The following is a 16,939-nucleotide window of genomic DNA, read 5'->3' on the forward strand; positions in this document are numbered from 1 at the left end:
CGCGGCTCAGTGGTACAGGCTGCCGGCGTTCACCACCGGTTGCGTGGCGCGATCGCCGCAGAGGACCACCAGCAGGTTGGACACCATGGCGGCCTTGCGCTCCTCGTCGAGTTCCACCACGCCTTCTGCGCGCAGCCTGTCGAGTGCCAGGGCCACCATGCCCACGGCGCCCTCCACGATACGTTCGCGCGCGGCGACGATGGCGCTGGCCTGCTGACGCTGCAACATGGCCTGGGCGATCTCCTGCGCGTAGGCGAGATGGCTGATGCGCGATTCGATGACCTGCACGCCTGCCTTCTGCAGCCGCGCTTCGATCTCCTGGCGCAGGTGGTTGTTCACTTCCTCGCCATGGCTGCGCAATGACGGCTTGGTGTCGTCGTGCGCGTCGTAGGCATAGCTTTGCGCCATCTGCCGGAGCGCGGACTCGCTCTGGATCTGCACGAAGTTCTCGTAATCGTCCACGCAGAACACGGCTTCCGCGGTATCCACCACCTGCCAGACGACGATGGCGGCGATTTCGATGGGATTGCCGTCGTTGTCGTTCACCTTCAGCCGGCTGCTCTCGAAGTTGCGCACGCGCAGGCTGACCGGCCGGCGGGAATAGAACGGGTTCGTCCAACGGAGCCCTTCGCGCCGTTCCGTGCCCGCGTACTTGCCGAACAGCTGCATCACCTGGCCCTGGTTCGGCTGGACCTGGAAAAAGCCCTTGGCGAGGAACGCGAAGATGGGCACGAGCACGACGCCCGCGGCTGCCAGGGGATTGCCTTGGTTCACGACCTGGCCCAGCACGCCCCCGGCGACCAGGACGATCAGCACGATGAATCCGATGAGGGCGGGAATGCCCGGAAGTGAGGCGGCGGCACGCTCGTTCATGGCGGTGGACCCCTGGTGTGTAGGGGTAAAGATATCACTTTGATATCATAATTCAACTACACGGATCAGGGCGCTCCGCGTCCTCCCGGGCTGGCGGCGGGCCCGTCGCTGGCTGGCGGTAGATCCATGAGGTTCGACGAGGGGATGGCCCGGTCGATCCGGATCCTGCTGAGCGCATTCATGGCGGAAAAGAATCGCCAGGGTTCGCCGCTTCCCGTGCCTAGCGCGATGTGCGTGGAATCGAAGCGCCGTTGCGCCGAATCGAAGCTGATCCAGCGGTTGTTTATCCACGCCTGGCTCCACGCGTGCGGCACGAACACACGCGTCGCACCACCCATGCGCTCCGCGTACACGATGCCGGTGACCACGCGCGCGGGAATGCCCAGCGCACGCGCCATGGCGGTCAGGAGCACGGCGTGTTCGGTGCAGTCGCCCCGCCGTGTCGACACCGTTTCAAGCGCGGAGGCATAGCCGACATCCAGCCCCTTGGCGTCGATGTAGTCGGAGAGGAACGAACGCAGGCGCCGCATGCGTTGCAGGTCGGTCTGCGCATCGCCGGCCGCACGCCGTGCCAGCGCCACCACTTCGGGGTTCTCCGATTGCACCCAGGCGTTTGGCGCCGTGTCCTCGGGAAGCGGGCCCGGCTCGTCGCTGTGCCGCATGCCGAAGCCCACGTCCACGATATAGACGCCATCGCCGAGCGAACGCACCGCTTGCTCGTCGGTCTCGATGAAGGGACTGGCGCCGGAGTCGCCGCCGCGCACGGTGATGGTGTATCGAACGGGTGCGATGCGCAGTGCGGCCACCATCGGCCGTGGCGAACCGATCATGGCGGCGCGGAGCAGGTCGATGTCCTGGTCGGGCGCCTGTGCGCACGCGGCGCTGCAGGCGGCCATTTCCAGCCGGAAACCGAGGAGGGGAGCAAGGCTGCGGCGTATGAAACCCTCGTCGTCCACCCAGATGTCCACGGCACGGTCGTCGTGGGTGCCGGCGATCGACTCGCGAAGATGGTGCAGGGTTTCCCTGCGCTCGTCGGGCATGACCACGACCTCGTCACCGACGACCTGCACGTCGACATCGGCAACCTGCTGCCGGACCGAATCGAAATTGCGCAGGCGGTACGTGGTGCCCGCCTTGAAGCCGTTCGTCACCATGGCCAGCCGTTGTCCCTCGGCGAGCGTGGCGCCGGTCGGCCAGATCAGCAGGTTGATCTTCGACTGGCCGCCGACGGTATTGGCTACCTGGAACAGGCCGTCGTCACGTACCTCGCCGGTGGCCAGGTTCTCCTGCGAAGACATGCGCGTGCTGGCGTAGAACGCCAGTGGCGCGCCCGTCTGGGACTCGGTGGAACGCAGTTCCGTGCGCAGCGCCATCGGTGTGCGGGAACGGGTCATGCGGAAATCCAGCACCTGCCAGGTCACGACCTGGCCGGGCTGTACCTGGCGGTCGATGTGCAGGCTTCCGACCTTGCGGCCGTCCAACAAGACGGTCATCCAGCGCTCTTCCGCCACGGAAACGGCGGGAATGACGCACAGTACGGCGAGGACGGCAAGAAAGCGTCTCATGAGCGTACTTCCGAATTGTTGGGGACGCCTCCATCACACCACTTTCATAGCCCGAGTCAAGTGCCTCCTGGCGACAACGGGCCAGGGCCACTTCGATTGCGTTCGTCCGTACTCGGTCCTGGTTGGACGATCCTTATAGAATCCTCCCCATCCCCGCGAAGGACCTTCTGTGAAAACATTCGGCACGCCGCATTCCCATACCGCTTTCAAGGTCCTGTTGCTCGGCTCGGGCGAACTCGGCAAGGAGGTCGCCATCGAACTCCAGCGTTTCGCCGTGGAGGTGGTGGCCGTGGATCGCTACGCCAACGCGCCGGCGATGCAGGTGGCCCATCGCAGCCACGTCATCGACATGCTGGACGGAGCGGCGCTCCGTGCACTCATCGAGCAGGAGAAGCCGGACCTCGTGGTGCCCGAGGTGGAAGCGATCCACACACCGACGCTGGTCGAGATGGAAAAGGAAGGCGTGAAAGTGATCCCCACGGCGCGCGCCGCGTGGCTCACGATGGATCGCGAAGGCATTCGCCGTCTCGCGGCGGAGGAGCTGGGGCTGCCGACATCACCCTACCGTTTCTGCGACGACCGCGAGAGCTTCCTTGCCGCCATCGCGGCGCTGGGTACGCCCTGCGTCGTCAAGCCGGTGATGAGTTCCTCCGGCAAGGGACAGAGCGTCGTCCGGAGCATCGGCGATGCGGACGCCGCCTGGGACTATGCCCAGTCGGGCGGCCGGGCGGGCAAGGGTCGCGTCATCGTCGAGGGGTTCGTCGACTTCGATTACGAGATCACCTTGCTGACCGTGCGGCACCGTGACGGCGTGTCCTTCTGCGCGCCGATCGGCCATCGCCAGGAAGAGGGCGACTATCGCGAATCGTGGCAGCCGCAACCCATGAGCGACGTCGCGCTTGCGTCCGCGCAGCGCCAGGCCGATGCGATCACTGCCGCCCTGGGCGGTCGCGGCGTTTTCGGTGTGGAGTTCTTCGTGCGCGGCGAGGAGGTGATCTTCTCGGAAGTGAGCCCGCGGCCGCACGACACCGGGCTCGTCACGTTGATCTCGCAGGACCTCTCGGAGTTTGCGCTGCACGCCCGCGCCATCCTCGGCCTGCCGGTGCCCGAGATCCACCTGTTCGCGCCCGCCGCCTCCTGCGCTGTCCTGGTCGAGGGCGAAGGCGCGGCGCCGAGGTACCACGGCGTCGCGGACGCCCTGGCCGAGACAGGCACCATGCTGCGGATCTTCGGCAAGCCGGAGGTTCGTGGCCGGCGGCGCATGGCGGTGACCCTGGCGCGCGCGGCCACGGTGGAGGAAGCGCTGGCGAAGGCCACCCGCGCTGCCAGCCGCATTCGGGTAGAACTTTAGTCCCCCAAGCGCCTACAACGGCCGTTCACGCCCGAATGTTAAGCTGCAACGCTCCTATGGACGATCCAACCCCATGAGCGGACGCAGAGATTCCAACGACCGCGATACCCGCGGTCGCACCGAACCCACCCTGGGCCGGCTCGACGACCTCGACAAGCCGGCCGCGCCGGCTGACGACGGCCTGCCGCATATCGTCGTGGACGCCCCGCGCCGGCGCGCCTCGCCGCCGCCGGCGTCGCCCCGCGGGCCGCGCAAGCGCGGCTGGCTCATCCCCGTGCTCGTGCTGGTGCTGATCGGCGCCGCCACGGGCTTGTGGTTGCAGCAGGATCGCCTGCGCAACATGGTGCCCGCCACCGAACTCAACGACACGCTCGCCCAGGCCAACCGCGCGCTCGACGAAGGCCGCCTGGACGGCACGAACGGCGACAGCGCGAGGGAACTGTTCGAGAAGGCGCGCGACCAGCAGCCGGACAGCGACCAGGCACGCGACGGTCTCCGGCGGGTCGGGCAGGCGGAAGTGGCCAAGGCCGATGCCGCGCTCACGGCGGGCAACCTCGACGAAGCCGAGGCCGCGCTCAACGTTGCGCGCGAACTCCTGGGCGGCGGCGCCGACGTGGAACGCCTCTCGCAACGGCTTTCCCAGGCGCGGAACCCGGAAGCGCGCACGGAAAGCCTCATCGATCAGGCGCAGCAGGCACTGGCCGCCGGCCGTCTCGATGGCGACGACGGTGCCGGTGCGCTGTACCGCCGCGTGCTCGACGCCGACAAGACCAATGCCGTCGCCGCGCGCGGACTGGACAAGGTGGGCGACGCGCTCGCGGCCCAGGCGCGCGAGGCCATCGCCGCCAACGACAAGACGAAGGCGAACGCCATCGTCGACCGCATCGCCATCCTCGTGCCCCGCTACAGCGATCTTCCGTCGCTGCGTGCGGCGCTGGCGGAAACGAAGAAACAGGACGGGCAGGCGGTCGCCGCGCTGGTCCAGCAGGGTAACGAAGCCTTACGCGCCGGCCGGTTCGTCGGCGACGGCGACGACAATGCGCTCTCGCGGTTCCAGGCCGCGCTCGCCGCCGACCCCGACAACGCCGATGCGAAGGCGGGTATCGGCCGGGTGGCCCAGGCGCTGATCGTGCAGGCGAATGCGGCCATCGACAGCGAGGACGACGACCAGGCCACGCGGCTGCTCGACCGCGCGGCGAAGCTCGCGCCGAAGTCGGCGGAACTGGCTGCCGCGCGTGCCCGCATCGCCGGTGGCGAGCGGCGTCCGGCTGCTTCCAGCGACGCCGTGGCTGTCGCCGGCGACGATGCGGTTCCCGAAGCGTCGATGGCCGTGAGCCCGGAGCAGAAGGCGAAGGTGGCCGATCTCGTCCGGCGCGCGCAGGTTGCCGCCACACGGGGCGACATCATGGATCCGCCTGGCGACAGTGCCTACGACCTGTATCGCAACGCGCTGGCCATCGACGGAAACGACCCCGCCGCACGTGCGGGACTGCAAGGCCTGCCCACCCAGGTGGAGAAACAGTTGCAGCAGGCGGTGTCCAACGGCAACGTGCAACGCGCCGAAAACCTCTACGGCACGTTGTCCGACCTCGCGCCCGGCGACGCGGCGCAGGGCGAGATGCGCCACCGGCTCGGCAGCGCATGGATCGACAGTGCGTTGCAACGCGCGGCGCAGGGCGATCGAGCGGGTGCGTTCCAGGCCCTCGACCGCGCGCGCCGCTACGCGCCGGACGATCCTCGCCTGCAAAGCGCCTACGAGCGCATCGCGACGGGTCGTTGAGTCTGGGCATGACGGTACTGGTGATCGGGGCGTCAGGGCAGATCGGACAGTTCCTGCTTCCCCGCCTGACCGAAGCCGGCTTCGATGTGCTGGCGCTCACCCGCCAGGCGACGGACGGCGACCCGCGCTGGATTCGCGGTGGTCTTCCCGACGCCATGCCCGATCTGCCGCCACTGCGCGCCGTGGTCAGCCTCGGCCCGCTCGATCACCTGGCGCCCTGGCTGTCGGCGACGCGCCTCGTGGGAACGCCGCACCTTGTCGCCACCTCGTCGATGAGTGCGGAGACGAAGCGCGACTCGCACGTGCCGGCGGAGCGTGAGCTTTCGCGCCGTCTGCGCGATGCGGAAACGACCCTGATCGCTACCTGCGCCTCGCGCGGCATGCCCTGGACGCTGTTCAGGCCGACCCTGATCTACGGGGCCGGCGTGGACAAGAGCCTGACTCCGATAGTGCAGGCGGCCTTGCGCCGCCGCGTGTTCCCCGTGCCGGCGGGTCGTGGCCTGCGACAGCCGGTGCATGCCGACGACATCGCGGCAGCCATCGTCGCCGCGCTCGCGTCGCCGTTTGCCCGCGGCAAGACGTTCCCGATCGGCGGGGGTGACCGCATGAGGGCAACGGAAATGTTCCGACGCGCCCGGCGCAGCGCCGGCGGCATGGCCGTGCCCATGCCGGTTCCGCGTTTCGCGCTGCGCCTGGCGGCCCTTGCCATGCCAAGTCTCCGGGGGCCGGTCGACAGGCTCGATGACGACCTGATCGCCGACAATGGCGAGCTGGAACGCGTCCTGGGCGTTCATCCGCGGCCCTTCCGACCCTCTCCGGACACCTGGCGCCCGCGCCGCTGAACGCCGCCGCCACCTCCCTGCCAGCATCCGTTCAGATGGATGCCGGGAAAGTGCCCCTATCATCCCCGCACGTCATCTTTGCCTGGACTCCCCGCGTTGGCTTTCCTGAATCGTCTCGGCTCCTTCCTGCGCGCCAGCTGGCCCTGGCTGCGCGTTCCTTTCTGGCTGCTGATGGGGCTCGTCTTCGGCTTCCTGCTTCCGTATACGCTGGTGCTCAACGCGCGTCTGCAGAACCGCTTCAACGACCTGGTATTCGCCGTACCCACGCGCGTTTATGCACGGCCGCTGGCGCTGGCCCAGGGACTGCCCATGACGCCGGCGGCGCTGGAGCTGGAACTGACCTTCGCGGGCTATACCACCGAAGGTGGCGGCAAGATCCAGGGCAGTTACTCGAAGAACGGGTCGCGCTTCCTCATCGCGTCCCACGGCTATGCGGGTCCGGACGGCGGTGAACTGCCGCACCGTATCCGCGTCGCCCTGTCGGGCGGCCAGGTGGCATCGGTCGTGGACGATACGAACGAGAAACCCATCAAGGCGATCCACCTCGATCCCGCACGCATCGCCACGCTTTACGGCGCGCAGCAGGAAGAGCGGCGCATCGTGCGCCTGGAGAACGTGCCCCCGTTGCTCGTGCAGGGCCTGCAGGCCGTCGAAGACCGGGATTTCAAGAGCCATATCGGCCTCGATTTCTCCGCCATCCTGCGCGCGTCGTTCGCGAACCTGCGCGCCGGCCATACGGTGCAGGGCGGGTCCACGCTCACCCAGCAGCTGGTGCGCAACCTCTTCCTCGACCGCAGCCAGAACATGCTGCGCAAGGTGAACGAGGCCATCCTCTCCCTGCTCATGGAAGCGCACTACTCGAAGGGGCGCATCCTCGAGGCCTACGTCAACGAGGTGTTCCTCGGCCAGCAGGGCAACCAGGCCGTGCATGGGTTCGCGGCGGGCGGTGAGTTCTTCTTCGGCCGGCGCCTCGAAGACCTGCGTCCGCAGGAAATCGCGCTGCTCATCGGCCTGGTGAAGGGCCCGAGCTATTACGATCCGCGCCGCTATCCGGAGCGGGCGCTGGCACGCCGCAACCTCGTCCTGCAGCAGTTCCACGACACCGGTCTTCTCGACGACGCGCAGACGAAGGCGGCCCAGGCCACGCCGTTGGGCATCGCATCGAACGCGCAACTGCCGCACAACCGCTTCCCCGCGTTCATGCAGCTCGTCCGCTCGCAGATCACCGCCGACTTCGACGAAGCGGCGCTGCGCGACGGCAGCCTGTCGATCTTCACCACGCTCGACCCGGCGGCCCAACTGTATACCGAGCAGGCGATCCTCAGCACCACCAAGGCGCTGGGCAAGCGCGGCGCAGCCTCCCAGGCGGCGGCCGTGGTCACCGACACCACGAACGGAAGCGTGCTGGCCGTGGTCGGCTCGCGCGATCCGGGCGACCAGGGCTTCAACCGCGCCCTCGACGCGCGCCGGTCCATCGGCTCGCTGGTGAAGCCGTTGGTGTACCTGGTGGCCCTCGCACAGCCCTCGCGCTGGTCGCTGGCGTCCATCGTGGACGACTCGCCGATCAACATGCGCCAGCCCGACGGCAAGCCCTGGACCCCGCAGAACGACGATCGCCAGATCCATGGCCAGGTGCCGATGCTCGATGCGCTGGTGCATTCGTGGAACCTCGCCACGGTGAACCTGGGCCTGCAGGTGGGCGTCCCGCGCATCAAGGGTTTCCTCGAATCCTTCGGTCTCGAGGACGTGAACCCGAGTCCTTCGCTGCTGCTCGGCGCGATTGACCTTTCGCCGCTGCAAGTGGCGCAGCTGTACGAGTACATCGCCGCCGACGGCCACGCGCTGCCCCTGGTGGCGGTGCGTGGCGTCATGGACGCCAAGGGCCAGGCGATCAAGCGTTACGAGGTGAAGGGCGGTGAAGGCGAATACCAGACGGCGGCGCGGCTCATCACGTGGGCCATGCAGCAGGTAGTGAACAGCGGCACCGCCGCGGCCGTCGGGAACTCCGGGCTGTCGTGGCTGCATGCGGCCGGCAAGACCGGCACCAGCGACAGCCAGCGCGACAGCTGGTTCGCGGGCTTCACGGGCGACCGTCTCGCCGTCGTCTGGATGGGCCGCGACGACAACAAGCCCACGGGCCTCTACGGCGCGACCGGCAGCATGCGCGTGTGGCAGGAACTGTTCCGCAAGATGCCGACCCGTCCGCTGCCCACCACGCTGGGCGACGGCCTCGAAATGGCCTATGTGAATCCGCAGACCGGCAAGCGCACCGATCCCTCCTGTGAAGGCGCCCGGCAGTTCCCGTTCATATCGGGCTACGTCCCGGAAGCGGAGGAGGGCTGTTTCTGGCAGCGATTCAAGGGTATGTTCGGCGGCGACGCCGAGCCTGCCGTGCCGGCGTCCCCGGTACCCAGTAATCCTACGGATTGACCCATGCATCGCCTTCGTCTTTGTGCCATCGCCGCCGTCACGCTCGTTGCCGCCTGCAGCCAGCCCGCCCCGCCGCAAGCCACCCGCCCCAGCAAACCCACGTACGACATCGTCGCCCAGGTCCGCGCCGCGGGCGAAAGGGAGAAATCCGCCATCGAGGTCGCGCCGCTGCGCGATCCGGGCGTGAAGGGCCTGGAGCAGGCCGCGCAGGCGGACGAACGTGCCGGCAAGTACGACGAGGCGGACGCCAAGCTGATGCAGGCGCTGAAGCTGGCGCCCGAGGCGCCGGAGCTCATCCAGGACCGCGCCGAGATCGCCATTCGCCGGCAGGATTACCCGCTCGCGGAGAAGCTCTCGAAGCAGTCGTTCGACATGGGCCCCAAGTCGGGCAGCCTGTGCGCCCGCAACTGGCAGACGGTCGTGGAGATGCGTCTCCAGGCCGGCGACGCCAACGGCGCGAACGCCGCGCGCGGCGAACTGGCGAAGTGCCATATCGCGGGGCCCAACCGCTTCTGATTGGATCGGTACGCGCTTGAATGTGGGAGCCGGCTATGCCGGCGATGGGGTGCCGGCATCCTGGCTATCGCCGCTGAAGCGGCTCCCACAAAAGTCAGCCTCGTCTGATCGTCCGACCGTGCGCATGCACGGTGTCGACCAGCACCTTCACGTTCTCCGGGTCCACTTCCGGCGTGATGCCGTGGCCCAGGTTGAACACGTGCCCCGGATGGTTGCCGTAGGCATCGAGCACGGCGCGCGCCTCGCGCGCCACGATCTCCGGTGACGCCCGGAGCACCGCCGGATCGAGGTTACCCTGCAACGCCACGCGGTCGCCCACGCGGCGGCGGGCTTCGCCGATGTCCAGCGTCCAGTCCACGCCCAGGCCGGCGCAGCCGGTATCGGCCAGGGCTTCCAGCTGTCCGCCGGCGCCTTTCGAAAACAGGATGACCGGCAGGTCGCGGCTCGCCGCGTCGGCCTTCAGCGCCTCGACCACCTGGGCCATGTAGCGCAGGGAGAATTCGCGGAACGGTCCCGGCCCGAGCAGGCCGCCCCAGGTGTCGAAGACCATGAGCGCCTGCGCGCCCGCATGGGCTTGTGCGATGAGATAAGCGGAGACAGCGCGGGCGATCGTATCCAGCAGGCGGTGCGCGAGGGCGGGCTGGTCCCACGCCAGGGCCTTCACTCGCGCGAAGTCGCGCGAACCTTCACCTTCCACCATGTAGCAGGCGAGTGTCCACGGACTGCCGGAGAATCCGATCAACGGGACGCGGCCGTCCAGTTCCCGGCGGATCAGGCGTACGGCGTCCATCACGTAGCGCAGCTCGCCGTCCATGTCGGGCATCGCGAGCGCCTCGATGGCGGTGGCGTCGCGCAGCGGGCGCGCGAAGCGCGGACCTTCGCCCTGCGCGAAGGACAGGCCGAGCCCCATCGCGTCAGGAATGGTGAGGATGTCGGAGAACAGGATGGCGGCATCGAGTTCGAACCGTTCCAGCGGCTGCAGCGTGACTTCGCAGGCGAATTCGGGGTTCGTGGCCAGCCCCATGAAGCTGCCCGCGCGGGCCCGCGTGGCGCGGTATTCCGGCAGGTAGCGCCCGGCCTGGCGCATCACCCAGATGGGCGTGGTGTCGGTGGATTCGCGGCGGAGCGCACGAAGGAAGCGGTCGTTGCGGAGTTCAGCGGCCATGCGCCGACTCCTGTCCCTGGCTGAACATCACTTTGAAGCCTTTCTTGATCTGGGCGTCGCGCGCCTTGGTGAACGCGGCCAGCGCGGCATCGCGGTCGACGAAGACCTCGCGCTTGAGCATGGCCTTGCCGCCCTGCACGCCGCTTTCGCGATACAAGGTCCAGCCGCCGAGCAGGTCCTGCTCGAGCGTGATCTGCACGTACCGGGGCGACTCCGCCCCCGCTTCGGGCATGGTTTGCAGGTAGATCCGCATCAGCGATCCGTGACAGGCGCAGGGCCGATCATTGTAGTGCTTTTTGTGGGAGCCGCTTCAGCGGCGATGGGTGCTCGCGGCACGGTTGCCCGCTGCCGCGGGATCGCCGCTGAAGCGGCTCCCACAGGAATCAGTCATCCGCGCGGGAGCAAGACGGCAAGTATTTCTTCTTCGGGAACGCCGGACACGATCTCGGCCTTGCCGATGCCACGCCAGAGGATGAGGCGCAGCGTGCCCGCGCTGTTCTTCTTGTCGAGCCGCATCAGTTCGAGCAGGCGGCTGGCCGGGTACTGGCGCGAGGTTTCGGTGGGAAGGCCCAACCGCCCGAGCAGGGCGACCAGTCGCGCGGTGTCTTCGCCGCCGGACATGCCCAGGCTCTCCGAGAGCCGTGCGGCCAGTACCATGCCCACGGCCACGGCTTCGCCATGCAGCAGGTCGCTGTAGTTGCCCGCGGTTTCGATGGCATGGCCGAAGGTGTGGCCGAGGTTGAGCAAGGCGCGCTCACCCTGTTCGGTTTCGTCGCGCGACACCACGCCCGCCTTGTACGCGCACTTGCGTGCGATCGCTTCGATCAGCGGGCCGGTTTCGCGTGCGGCGAGTGCGTCGGCGTTGGTTTCGAGCCAGGCGAAGAAGGCAGGATCGCCGATGGCCGCGCCCTTCACGACCTCCGCCATGCCCGCGCGGTATTCCCGCTGCGGCAACGTGCGCAGCAGGTCGATGTCGGCGACCACGGCGCGCGGCTGGTGGAACGCGCCGGCCAGGTTCTTGCCTACCGGCAGGTTCACACCCGTCTTGCCGCCTACCGAGGAATCCACCATGGCCAGCAGCGTCGTCGGCATCTGTATGAAATCGATGCCGCGCATCCAGCACGCCGCGGCGAATCCGGCGAGGTCGCCGACCACGCCACCCCCGAGCGCGATGACGCAGGCGTCGCGCGTGGCACCCAGTTCGCCCAGGGCTTCCAGCACGCGGCCCACGTTCGCGAAGGTCTTGTGCGTTTCGCCGTCGTCGAGCAGGAACGACGACCAGTGCAGGCCTTCGAGGCTTTCCGTGACGCGATGGAGGTGGAGCGGTGCGACGGTGGTGTTGCTCACGACCAGCACATGCCGTCCGCGGATGAGGGCACGCCAGCGTGCGCGATCTGCGAGCAAGCCCGGGCCGATCCAGATCGGATAACTGCGACCGGCGAGATCGACGTGCAGGGTTTCCATCAGGCGCGTTTCCAGTGGCGGTCGAGGAGGGCGATGACGCGGGGCGCTGCTTCGTCGACGCTTTCATGGCGTCCACGGAAGATCAGGTCCGCAACTTCCTCGTACAGGTGGTTGCGGTGTTCGGCCAGCGTTTCGAGGCGGCCGCGGCGGTCGCCAACCGCGATCATCGGACGCACCGTGTCGTGCCGGAGCCGGTCCAACTGCTCGTCGACATCCACGCCAAGCATGAGTACCGTGCCGCGCGACATGAGCGTCTCGCGATTCGCCGGATCGAGCACGGCGCCCGCACCGGTGGCGAGCACGATGCCGTTGCGAAGGCTAAACTCGTCCAGATGCGCGCACTCCAGTGCGCGAAAGGCCGCCTCGCCTTCGTTCGCGAACAGTTCGGCGATCGTCGTGCCGCGGCGCGCTTCGATTTCCACGTCGAGATCGACGAAGGGCAGTCCGTAGTGCGCCGCGAGGCGCTGTCCGATCGAGGTCTTGCCGGCGCCCGTCGGGCCGATGAGGAAGAGGTTGGGCGAAGGATTCATCGCTCCCATGATAGGGGTACTCCCATCGAATGTCGCAGACACCATGACCCCAGGAAGCACCGCCGCGATGGCAGGACCCCGTACCGTACTGATCGCGGGCGCCGGCGACGTGGGCACGCGGCTGGCGCGCCGGCTCGTGGCGGATGGCCGGAAGGTCTTCGCTCTCCGCCGCGGCGAGGCGCCCGGTGGCGACGGCATCGAATGGCTGCGCGGCGACCTGACCCGGCCGGAGACGTTGTCCGGATTGCCCCCGGTGGATGCGGTGGTGTTCTCGCCGACCCCCGATGCCCGCGACGAAGCCGCCTATCGGGCCGTGTTCATCGATGGGTTGCGCCACCTTCTGGATGCACTGCCGGCCGCTCCGAAGCGGACGCTGTTCGTTTCGTCGTCGGCCGTCTACGGCGAGCATGGCGGCGCCTGGGTCGACGAGGACACCGTTCCCGATCCACCGGGCTTCAACGGCCGCGTACTGCTGGAGGCGGAGCGCTGGCTCGCCGCCCGACAGGTGGGCGGCGTGTCCCTGCGGCTTGCCGGCCTTTACGGTCCGGGCCGCACGCAACTGTTCGAACGCCTGCGCGAAGGGAAAGTGGCCGTGCCGCGCGGGCGCGGCGTTTACGCCAACCGCATTCATGTCGACGACGCGGCGGCGGCCCTGGTTTTCCTCCTCGACATGGCAACGCCCGAACGCGTCTACATCGGCGTCGACGACACGCCGCTACCGATCGACGATCTCTACGATCATCTCGCCGGGCTGCTCGGCGTGCCGTGGCCTCCCGACGGCCCCGGCCCGGCCGGCGTGGGAAACAAGCGCCTCTCCAACGCGCGCCTTCGCGCGGCAGGTTTTCGCTGCGCGTGGCCGGACTCCCGCGACGGCTATGCTTCCCTGACCTAGATCCTGTGGGAGCCGCTTCAGCGGCGATCCCGCGGCAGCGGGCAACCTTGCCGCCAGCCCGCATCGCCGCTGAAGCGGCTCCCACAGATGTGCCGGTGCTCATCAAGCCAGATGACAAGATCGGCCTTTGCTTCGAGCGTCTCCAGCGCACGCCGGCTGATGCGCTCGTAGTGCTGGAGGAATCGCGACAGCGCCGGGCCATCCATCGCGCCCGGTTCGCCACGTTCCCGCAGTGGCGCTTCGGCTTCCGCGCGCCATGTCGCCACGATCTCCCATGATGGCGCTCGCAGCAGTACCAGCGCATCGATGCGTTCCCACACGGGCAGGTACCCGGCGAAGCGCGCATCGACCCATCGCCGCCAACGCCCATCGGGATCTTCGTCGCGCTCCAGGGAGTTGACCGGCGCGACCAGCGTCGCCGCATCCTCCGCCGGCTCGACGCCGAGGCACCATCCTTCGAACACCACGAGGTTCGGCGATTCGGCGATCGCCGGCCAAAGGGCCGGTTCACAGCGGTCGTCCCGCCCCTTGTCGAAACGAGGAACGCATACGGGCTTCTCAGCCGAGGCCTTGCCGAGCGCATCGAGCGTCGATGTGAGCAGGGCGAGGTCGTGCGTGCCGGGAACGCCGCGGGTGCGCAGCAGCGGGTGGACTTCCAGAGCCAGTGCCTCACGCTCGGCACGGGTCAGATACACGTCGTCCAGCGACAGCGACACCGCATTCCAGCCACGCTTGCGCGCGGCATCGACGAGGCCGGCCGCGAGCGTGCTCTTGCCGCTGCCCTGCAATCCCGAGACGCCCAATACGAAGGGCCGGTCGGCGTGGTCGATGGCCGCCTGGAAACGGTCGAGGACGAGGGCAGCCAGCGTGCTAGCATCGGTGGATTCCATGGCCGACAGCATAGTCCCCTCGTCATGCTCACTCCCCCCATCATCGACACCTTCCGTGGCCTGCTCGACGAAGCCAAGGGCAGCGGCGACCCCGAGCCCACCGCGATGAACCTGTCCACCGTCGACGCCGGCGGCAGGGTGCACTCGCGCATCGTGCTGCTCAAGGCCATCGACGAGCACGGCCTGCGCTTCTTCACCAATTATGAAAGCGCCAAGGCGAACGAGATCGCGCAGCATGCCCAGGTAGCGTTGTGCTTCCACTGGAAGCAGATCCGCGAGGGTATCCAGGTGCGATTCGAAGGCCGTGCCACGAAGACGGACGCCGCCGAATCGGACGCCTATTTCGCGACCCGGCCCCGTGGCAGCCAGATCGGCGCCTGGGCGTCGAAGCAGAGTCAGGAACTGCCCGACCGGCAAACCTTCGAAGACCGTGTGGCGCACTACGAGAAGGAGTTCGCCGGCCGCGACGTCCCGAGACCCGACCACTGGGGCGGATACCTCGTGGAGCCGGACCGTGTGGAGTTCTGGTACGGCGCCACCTTCCGCCTGCACGAACGCATCGTGCACGCCGCGGACGGTACGAGCTGGACCAGTAGCCTGCTTTATCCGTAAGGAGTCCGCCGTGAGCCGAGCCCAGCCTGTACAGCACATCGCGCAGACCACGTTCACGGTGCACACGCGGGGCCGGTCGCTCAGCGAGGTGACCGACCGCATCGCCGAGGCCATCGCCGCGAGTGGCGTCGGTACCGGCATCGCGCACATCTTCGTGCAGCACACGAGCGCCTCGCTCCTCATCGGTGAGAACGCCGATCCGACCGTCGTGGCAGACTTGGAACGCTTCTTCGCGCGCCTCGTTCCCGATGGCGATCCGCTGTTCCGCCATCGCGACGAAGGCCCGGACGACATGCCCGCGCACGTGCGCGCGGTGCTGACCGGCGTGTCGCTGTCGCTGCCGGTGCACGGCGGCAAGCCGCTGCTCGGCACATGGCAGGGCGTGTTCCTCTACGAGCACCGCCACGAGGCACACCAGCGCAAGATCACCGTCACCGTATCAGGCCACTAGAACCCTCGATGTCCGACGCCTATCCGCAGCGTATCGTCTGCCTCACCGAAGAACCCACCGAAGTCCTTTATGCCATCGGCGAGGAACACCGCATCGTCGGCATTTCCGGTTTCACCGTGCGGCCGCCGCGGGCGCGCAAGGAGAAACCCAAGGTCTCCGCGTTCACCAGCGCGAAGATCGGGCAGATCCTCGACCTGAAGCCCGACCTCGCCATCGGCTTTTCGGACCTGCAAGCCGACATCGCGCAGGAACTCATCCGTGCCGGCGTGGAGGTATGGATAAGCAACCACCGCAGCGTGGACGGCATCGTCGCGTACATTCGCCGCCTCGGGGCGATGGTGGGGGCGACGGCGAAGGCCGAAGCACTGGCGTGCCGCGCGGAGGAAAACCTTGCGCGCATCGCGTCGCAGGCGGCGGCGTTGCCGCGCCGCCCGAAAGTCTACTTCGAGGAATGGGACGATCCGCTCATCACGGGTATTCGCTGGGTGGGCGAACTGGTACGCATCGCCGGGGGCGACGACGTTTTCCCGGAACTGCTCGAGGAACCGCTGGCGAAGCAGCGAATCCTTGCCGACCCATTGGAAGTCGTACGTCGGTCGCCGGACATCATCTTCGGCTCCTGGTGCGGCAAGCGCTTCCGGCCCGAACATGTCGCCGCGCGCCCGGGCTGGGCCGAGGTACCTGCCGTGCGCGCCGGCGAATTGCACGAGATCAAGTCGCCGATCATTCTCCAGCCGGGCCCCGCGGCGCTGTTCGACGGCATTGATGCGCTGCACGCGGTGATCGCGCGCTGGGCACAGGGCCCGGAACGCTAGGGCATCGGGATCCAGCGGCCGTGCCTGCGGATTTCCAGCGGCTTGAATCGCCGCTTGTAGTCCATTTTCGGATGCCCTGCGATCCAGAAGCCGAGGTACACATACGGGATGCCGCGTCGCCGTGCCAGCTCCACCTGTTGCAGGATGCCGAACGTGCCGAGGCTGCGCGCTTCCTCTTCGGGGTCGAAGAACGTATAGACGGCTGAAAGTCCCGCCAGGGCGACGTCGGTGACGGCGACGCCCAACAGCCGTCCTTCTGCGCGGAATTCCAGGAACAGGGTCGGGCTCCACGGTGCCGTGAGGAAGCGCCGGAAATCTTCCGCGTCCGCTGCATCCATGCCTCCACCGCTGTGCCTGGCGTGCAGGTAGCGCTGGTAGAGCGCGTGGCGTTCGCGGGTGAAGCCCGGCGCCTCTTCACTCACCGCGATGTCGGCGTTGCGTTTCAGGCAGCGCCGCTGCCCGCGATCGGGCGAAAACGCCGCCACGTCGATGCGGCAGGGCACGCATGCCTGGCACGCGTTGCATTGCGGCAGGTACAGGTGCCCTCCGGCACGACGAAACCCTTTCGCCAGCGCGGGACCGTACAGCCTGTCGAGGTGCGGTGCACCCGGGTCCACCACGAGGTTCTGCGCCGTCCGTTCGGCGAAGTAGCCGCATGTATGCGGCAAGGTCTGGAACAGGCGGACGCGGTCGGTCATGCCCCGATGTTATAGCGTGCTTGCGGGCGCGGCGTCACCGCGATGTGGACGGCGCTTCTCGCCAT

General features: G+C 68.0%; 17 protein-coding genes. 9 read left to right on the forward strand and 8 right to left on the reverse strand.

Going from position 1 to position 16,939, the window contains the following annotated elements; all coding sequences use genetic code 11:
* Window positions 1-6: 6 nt before the first annotated feature.
* On the reverse strand, window positions 7-873 hold the full coding sequence (locus ACPYOD_RS08815) for an SPFH domain-containing protein (protein WP_481301363.1): 867 nt from the start codon (window positions 871-873) through the stop codon (window positions 7-9).
* Window positions 874-938: 65 nt separating this feature from the next.
* The gene (locus tag ACPYOD_RS08820; RefSeq protein WP_481301364.1) at window positions 939-2,438 is read right to left on the reverse strand and encodes a transglutaminase-like domain-containing protein; all 1,500 of its coding nucleotides are present in this window, start codon (window positions 2,436-2,438) and stop codon (window positions 939-941) included.
* Window positions 2,439-2,607: 169 nt separating this feature from the next.
* Between ACPYOD_RS08820 and purT the strand changes: the two genes are divergently transcribed.
* The 5 genes from purT to ACPYOD_RS08845 all read left to right on the forward strand — a co-directional run bounded on the left by purT (window position 2,608) and on the right by ACPYOD_RS08845 (window position 9,357).
* The gene (gene purT, locus ACPYOD_RS08825) at window positions 2,608-3,789 is read left to right on the forward strand and encodes a formate-dependent phosphoribosylglycinamide formyltransferase (protein ID WP_481301365.1); all 1,182 of its coding nucleotides are present in this window, start codon (window positions 2,608-2,610) and stop codon (window positions 3,787-3,789) included.
* A 73-nt stretch (window positions 3,790-3,862) separates the two neighbouring features.
* Window positions 3,863-5,569 carry a hypothetical protein gene (locus ACPYOD_RS08830; protein ID WP_481301366.1) on the forward strand — a complete coding sequence of 569 codons (1,707 nt, stop codon included), beginning with the start codon at window positions 3,863-3,865 and terminating at the stop codon, window positions 5,567-5,569.
* An 8-nt stretch (window positions 5,570-5,577) separates the two neighbouring features.
* Window positions 5,578-6,411 (forward strand): SDR family oxidoreductase, encoded by an 834-nt coding sequence (locus ACPYOD_RS08835; protein WP_481301367.1) that lies wholly within the window; start codon window positions 5,578-5,580, stop codon window positions 6,409-6,411.
* Window positions 6,412-6,507: 96 nt separating this feature from the next.
* Complete coding sequence (mrcB, locus tag ACPYOD_RS08840) at window positions 6,508-8,841, forward strand: penicillin-binding protein 1B (protein WP_481301368.1); 2,334 nt, start codon at window positions 6,508-6,510, stop codon at window positions 8,839-8,841.
* A 3-nt stretch (window positions 8,842-8,844) separates the two neighbouring features.
* The gene (locus ACPYOD_RS08845; protein ID WP_481301369.1) at window positions 8,845-9,357 is read left to right on the forward strand and encodes a tetratricopeptide repeat protein; all 513 of its coding nucleotides are present in this window, start codon (window positions 8,845-8,847) and stop codon (window positions 9,355-9,357) included.
* 94 nt (window positions 9,358-9,451) lie between these two features.
* Here ACPYOD_RS08845 and hemE read toward each other — a convergent pair whose 3' ends face one another.
* From hemE to ACPYOD_RS08865, 4 genes are all read right to left on the reverse strand, one after another.
* Window positions 9,452-10,522 (reverse strand): uroporphyrinogen decarboxylase, encoded by a 1,071-nt coding sequence (hemE, locus tag ACPYOD_RS08850; RefSeq protein WP_481301370.1) that lies wholly within the window; start codon window positions 10,520-10,522, stop codon window positions 9,452-9,454.
* Complete coding sequence (locus tag ACPYOD_RS08855) at window positions 10,512-10,775, reverse strand: WGR domain-containing protein (RefSeq protein WP_167022376.1); 264 nt, start codon at window positions 10,773-10,775, stop codon at window positions 10,512-10,514. The genes hemE and ACPYOD_RS08855 overlap by 11 nt, the downstream gene beginning before the upstream one ends.
* 134 nt (window positions 10,776-10,909) lie before the next feature.
* The gene (gene aroB, locus ACPYOD_RS08860; protein WP_481301371.1) at window positions 10,910-11,986 is read right to left on the reverse strand and encodes a 3-dehydroquinate synthase; all 1,077 of its coding nucleotides are present in this window, start codon (window positions 11,984-11,986) and stop codon (window positions 10,910-10,912) included.
* Window positions 11,986-12,516 (reverse strand): shikimate kinase, encoded by a 531-nt coding sequence (locus ACPYOD_RS08865; protein WP_481301372.1) that lies wholly within the window; start codon window positions 12,514-12,516, stop codon window positions 11,986-11,988. Before ACPYOD_RS08865 ends, aroB begins: the two co-directional genes overlap by 1 nt.
* Window positions 12,517-12,583: 67 nt before the next feature.
* Here ACPYOD_RS08865 and ACPYOD_RS08870 point away from each other — a divergent pair, with 67 nt between their 5' ends.
* Window positions 12,584-13,408: an SDR family oxidoreductase gene (locus tag ACPYOD_RS08870; protein ID WP_481301373.1), complete on the forward strand. Its 825-nt coding sequence runs from the start codon at window positions 12,584-12,586 to the stop codon at window positions 13,406-13,408.
* Window positions 13,409-13,425: 17 nt separating this feature from the next.
* On the opposite strand, the gene ACPYOD_RS08875 is transcribed toward ACPYOD_RS08870, so the two are convergent.
* Window positions 13,426-14,298: a kinase gene (locus ACPYOD_RS08875; RefSeq protein ID WP_481301374.1), complete on the reverse strand. Its 873-nt coding sequence runs from the start codon at window positions 14,296-14,298 to the stop codon at window positions 13,426-13,428.
* A 24-nt stretch (window positions 14,299-14,322) separates the two neighbouring features.
* Here ACPYOD_RS08875 and pdxH point away from each other — a divergent pair, with 24 nt between their 5' ends.
* From pdxH to ACPYOD_RS08890, 3 genes are read left to right on the forward strand one after another with little or no spacing between them, the layout of a single operon-like run.
* On the forward strand, window positions 14,323-14,910 hold the full coding sequence (gene pdxH, locus ACPYOD_RS08880; RefSeq protein ID WP_481301375.1) for a pyridoxamine 5'-phosphate oxidase: 588 nt from the start codon (window positions 14,323-14,325) through the stop codon (window positions 14,908-14,910).
* Between the two features lie 10 nt (window positions 14,911-14,920).
* Complete coding sequence (locus ACPYOD_RS08885; RefSeq protein ID WP_481301376.1) at window positions 14,921-15,361, forward strand: secondary thiamine-phosphate synthase enzyme YjbQ; 441 nt, start codon at window positions 14,921-14,923, stop codon at window positions 15,359-15,361.
* 8 nt (window positions 15,362-15,369) lie between these two features.
* Window positions 15,370-16,176 carry a cobalamin-binding protein gene (locus ACPYOD_RS08890; protein WP_481301377.1) on the forward strand — a complete coding sequence of 269 codons (807 nt, stop codon included), beginning with the start codon at window positions 15,370-15,372 and terminating at the stop codon, window positions 16,174-16,176.
* Here ACPYOD_RS08890 and ACPYOD_RS08895 read toward each other — a convergent pair.
* Entirely contained in the window at window positions 16,173-16,874 is a 702-nt protein-coding gene (locus ACPYOD_RS08895; RefSeq protein ID WP_481301378.1) for an arginyltransferase, read from the reverse strand. The two genes, ACPYOD_RS08890 and ACPYOD_RS08895, sit on opposite strands and share 4 nt — an antisense overlap.
* Between the last annotated feature and the right edge of the window lie 65 nt (window positions 16,875-16,939).

The sequence above is a fragment of the Luteibacter sp. HAY1-4A genome (assembly GCF_056755355.1).

Bases quoted from the DNA above. Each gene is read 5' to 3' on its own strand.
- ACPYOD_RS08875 (WP_481301374.1), bottom strand. From the start codon at position 14,298: ATGGAATCCACCGATGCTAGCACGCTGGCTGCCCTCGTCCTCGACCGT.
- ACPYOD_RS08815 (WP_481301363.1), bottom strand. From the start codon at position 873: ATGAACGAGCGTGCCGCCGCCTCACTTCCGGGCATTCCCGCCCTCATC.
- ACPYOD_RS08835 (WP_481301367.1), top strand. From the start codon at position 5,578: ATGACGGTACTGGTGATCGGGGCGTCAGGGCAGATCGGACAGTTCCTG.
- ACPYOD_RS08830 (WP_481301366.1), top strand. From the start codon at position 3,863: ATGAGCGGACGCAGAGATTCCAACGACCGCGATACCCGCGGTCGCACC.
- pdxH (WP_481301375.1), top strand. From the start codon at position 14,323: ATGCTCACTCCCCCCATCATCGACACCTTCCGTGGCCTGCTCGACGAA.
- ACPYOD_RS08895 (WP_481301378.1), bottom strand. From the start codon at position 16,874: ATGACCGACCGCGTCCGCCTGTTCCAGACCTTGCCGCATACATGCGGC.
- aroB (WP_481301371.1), bottom strand. From the start codon at position 11,986: ATGGAAACCCTGCACGTCGATCTCGCCGGTCGCAGTTATCCGATCTGG.
- hemE (WP_481301370.1), bottom strand. From the start codon at position 10,522: ATGGCCGCTGAACTCCGCAACGACCGCTTCCTTCGTGCGCTCCGCCGC.
- ACPYOD_RS08890 (WP_481301377.1), top strand. From the start codon at position 15,370: ATGTCCGACGCCTATCCGCAGCGTATCGTCTGCCTCACCGAAGAACCC.
- ACPYOD_RS08865 (WP_481301372.1), bottom strand. From the start codon at position 12,516: ATGAATCCTTCGCCCAACCTCTTCCTCATCGGCCCGACGGGCGCCGGC.
- ACPYOD_RS08870 (WP_481301373.1), top strand. From the start codon at position 12,584: ATGGCAGGACCCCGTACCGTACTGATCGCGGGCGCCGGCGACGTGGGC.
- ACPYOD_RS08855 (WP_167022376.1), bottom strand. From the start codon at position 10,775: ATGCGGATCTACCTGCAAACCATGCCCGAAGCGGGGGCGGAGTCGCCC.
- ACPYOD_RS08845 (WP_481301369.1), top strand. From the start codon at position 8,845: ATGCATCGCCTTCGTCTTTGTGCCATCGCCGCCGTCACGCTCGTTGCC.
- ACPYOD_RS08820 (WP_481301364.1), bottom strand. From the start codon at position 2,438: ATGAGACGCTTTCTTGCCGTCCTCGCCGTACTGTGCGTCATTCCCGCC.